The sequence below is a fragment of the Bacteroidota bacterium genome (assembly GCA_034723125.1).
In the GTDB taxonomy this organism is placed as follows: Bacteria; Bacteroidota; Bacteroidia; order CAILMK01; family JAAYUY01; genus JAYEOP01.
In genome coordinates this window covers 1-3,789 of the sequence record JAYEOP010000226.1, presented here as the reverse complement: position 1 = coordinate 3,789, position 3,789 = coordinate 1, and the positions used below count along the sequence as shown (strand labels likewise).

1 protein-coding gene is annotated in these 3,789 nt (G+C 32.9%); it reads right to left on the bottom strand.

The genetic code is table 11. The features are described from left to right. A partial coding sequence (gene purL / locus U9R42_06370) for a phosphoribosylformylglycinamidine synthase (GenBank protein ID MEA3495645.1) occupies positions 1 to 3,537 on the bottom strand: 3,537 nt, incomplete at its 3' end. Positions 3,538 to 3,789 lie beyond the last annotated feature (252 nt).

Sequence of the window (3,789 nt, the reverse complement as noted above, 5' to 3'; positions counted from 1 at the left end):
ATCAGAACAAATTGCTGCTACTGAAAAATCAGAACCGTTAGGATTGCCCGGATAGTTCTCATAACTGTATTTTAAAGGAATATTATAGTTTGCTTCATCATCAGAAAATTTTATCTTTCCTTCTCCATGTGCTATCCAAGCACCTAATCGCATGCCAACAAGTGATTTAAGCATGATTGAGCTATTCTCTTGAATATCAACATTTATAAAGCCTGATTCAAATTTATTGGAGTCGTTTAAAAGCATTTTGGGCTTTTCTTTTCGCTCAGGATAAATCAAGCCGAGTTCAACCATCAACTGACAACCGTTACACACACCCAGACTTAAAGTGTCTTTTCGTTTGTAAAAATTATCAAGAGCTTTTTTTGCTTTTTCATTGTAAAGGAATGCTCCTGCCCAACCTTTTGCAGAACCCAAAACATCGGAATTTGAAAAACCACCGACAAAAACTATAAAGTTTACGCTACTCAAATCTTCCCTTCCAGAAATTAGGTCAGTCATGTGAATATCTTTAACATCAAAACCTGCGAGGTGCATAGCATAAGCCATCTCACGATCTCCGTTTACACCCTTTTCTCTAATTATTGCTGCTCTAACTCCTGTTCTATTCTTTCGTCCCGGTTCAATTTCATAAGAAGATGCTTTTCCTGTAAAGCTTTCTTTGAAATTAAATTTCAATTCCTGATTTTTGTAATTTTCATATCGCTCAAGGGCAAGTTTTTCTCCACTTTGTTTTTTGTCAAACAAATAGGATGTTTTATACCAAATATCTCTGTATTTATTAATATCCAAAGAGTAAATATTTTTTTTATTTTTTATTGATAAAACTCTCTCTGTATTCGTTTTACCAATAATATTATATTTGATTTGATTTTTTTCAAGCAACTCTTTTACAAAATCAACTTCTTCAACCTGAATAATTATTCCCGGATTTTCTGAAAAAAGTAATTTTACATTATCCTTTTCTCCAATTTCTTGAAGGTCAATTTCCATCCCTGATTTATTTGTAGGGAAACACATTTCTAAAAGTGTAGTTATCATTCCTCCTGCGGAAATATCATGACCTGCAAGTATCTTCTTTTCTTTGATAAGTTTTTGAACAACATTAAAAGATTTTGCAAAATATGAAGCATCTTTTACATCAGGTGTTTTGTTTCCCAATTCATTAATTATCTGAGAAAAACTACTACCACCAAGTTCAAATTTACTTTTTGAAAAATCAATATAAATTATTGACGAATCACTAACATTTTTTATCACAGGAGTGATAATATTGTTTATATCAGAAACTTCTGCAACTGAAGAAATTATCACAGTGCCGGGAGAAAATACTTTTTCCCCATCAGGATATTTTTGAACCATTGACAATGAATCTTTTCCTGTAGGAATATTTATTCCAAGTTCTATTGCAAAATCACTGATTGCTTTTACTGCGGAATAAAGTCGGTCATTTTCACCTTCATTTTTTGCAGGCCACATCCAATTTGCACTCAAGGAAACACCTTTTATTCCATCCCTTACAGTAGCCCAAATCAAATTTGTTAATGCTTCAGCTATTGAAAGACGTGAAGCATTTTCAGGATTTACTAATGCACTCACTGATGCATGTCCTATGGATGTTGCAATACCTTTGTTGCCTTCGTATCCAATTGCTACAACGCCAACATCATTTAATGGCAATTGTACAGAACCAACACATTGTTGCCTTGCAATTTTTCCTGTTACCGATCTGTCAACTTTATTTGTAAGCCAGTCTTTACAAGCTACAGCTTCCAACTGAAGAACTTTTTCAAGATATTCTGTAATATTGTTTTCTGAATATTTCAATTCGCCAAAATCGGATTTTATTTTTTTATCTTTTAAAATTGTTTTTGGTGGTTTACCAAATAAATATTCAAGTTTGAGATCCATGGGATTTTCACCTTTTTTATTTTCAAACTTAAAATTCATATCGCCTGTGCATTCGCCAACAACATAAAAAGGAGCTCTTTCACGTTCGGAGATTTTTTGCAACAACTCAATATCAACTTGTTTAAGTACCAATCCCATTCTTTCTTGAGATTCATTACCAATTATCTCTCTGTTAGAAAGAGTTTTATCGCCAACAGGCAATTTTGAAATATCAATTTTCCCACCGATTTCTTCAACAAGTTCCGATAAAGAATTAAGATGTCCACCTGCACCATGGTCGTGAACAGAAATAATTGGATTTTTATCCATTTCCGCTAAGGCACGAATGGCATTAGCTACTCTTTTTTGCATTTCAGGGTTTGACCTTTGAACAGCATTAAGTTCAATTTTATTTTCAAATTCACCAGTAGCAACTGAGGAAACTGCTCCGCCACCCATTCCAATACGGTAGTTATCTCCTCCCATTACAATTATTTTGTCACCTTTTTCCGGAATTGCTTTTAAGCTGTCATTTTTTTTAGCAAATCCAACACCTCCTGCAAGCATAATTACTTTGTCGTAACCGTATTTTTTAAGATTACTAAAATGCTCAAAAGTTAACAGACTACCACAAATCAACGGTTGTCCGAATTTATTTCCAAAATCAGAAGCTCCATTAGAAGCTTTTATTAAAATTTCTTCAGGTGATTGATAGAGCCAACTTCGTTCTTTTGTTTTTTGCTCCCAACTTCTGTTCTTTTCCAATCTCGGATAGGAAGTCATGTAAACTGCTGAACCTGCTATCGGAAGGCTTCCTTTTCCACCTGCCATTCTATCTCTAATTTCACCACCCGAGCCTGTTGCTGCTCCGTTAAAAGGTTCAACCGTTGTAGGAAAGTTATGTGTTTCTGCTTTTAATGAAATTACAGTATCAATTTTTTTTGTTTTAAAAAAATCTGCTTTATATTGTGTTTCAGGTGAAAACTGCTCTGCTATAGGACCTTTTACCAAAGCTACATTATCTTTATAAGCAGAAATAATATTGTCAGGATTTTCCTTTGATGTTTTTTTTATCATTCCAAAAAGAGATTCGGGCATTTCTTTTCCGTCAATAATAAATGTACCGTTAAAAATTTTATGCCTGCAATGTTCAGAATTCACTTGAGCAAAACCGTAAACTTCACTATCAGTAAGTTTCCTTTTTAGCTTGTTGCTTATTCCTTCAAGATATTTTATTTCCTCCTCACTAAGTGCAAGACCATCCTCATCATTATATTTTGAAATATCTTCAATAAATCTAACAGCTTCAGGTTTTGCCTGAATTAAAAATACATCTTGTCCGGGCTTTTCATAAATAGCTTGAAGCATAGGATCATGCTCTACTTTTGTAGTATCGGTTTTTGTAAATTCTTCAATTCTTTGAATTCCTACAATGCCCATATTTTGAGTAATTTCTACAGCATTGGTACTCCATGGAGTAATCATTTCCTTCCTTGGTCCTGTAAAAAATCCTTTTAATTCCTTTTCCTTAATATATTCAGCTTCGCCAAATAACCATTGAATTTTTTTTATATCATTTTCATTCAATTCCGAAGTTGATTCAACAAGGTAGTAAGTACGATTAGTTCCTTTAAAAAATAAAATCATGTTAATTTTTTAATAATGAAATTCAAATTGACCTAACAAAGATAAAATTTTGAAGTTAAATAAATTGTGTCTCTAAGAAAACTCTACAGAATTAAATAGTGGCACTAAGAAAACTTTGTATTACTTATTATACTTGGGCTTTGAATTAATAATGGATGTGAATGTAAAAGTCATTCAATTGTCATTAATAGTCATTTAGCCAAGCTGTCATTGGGTTTTGTAACTTAATGACAATCAAATGACTACTTTATG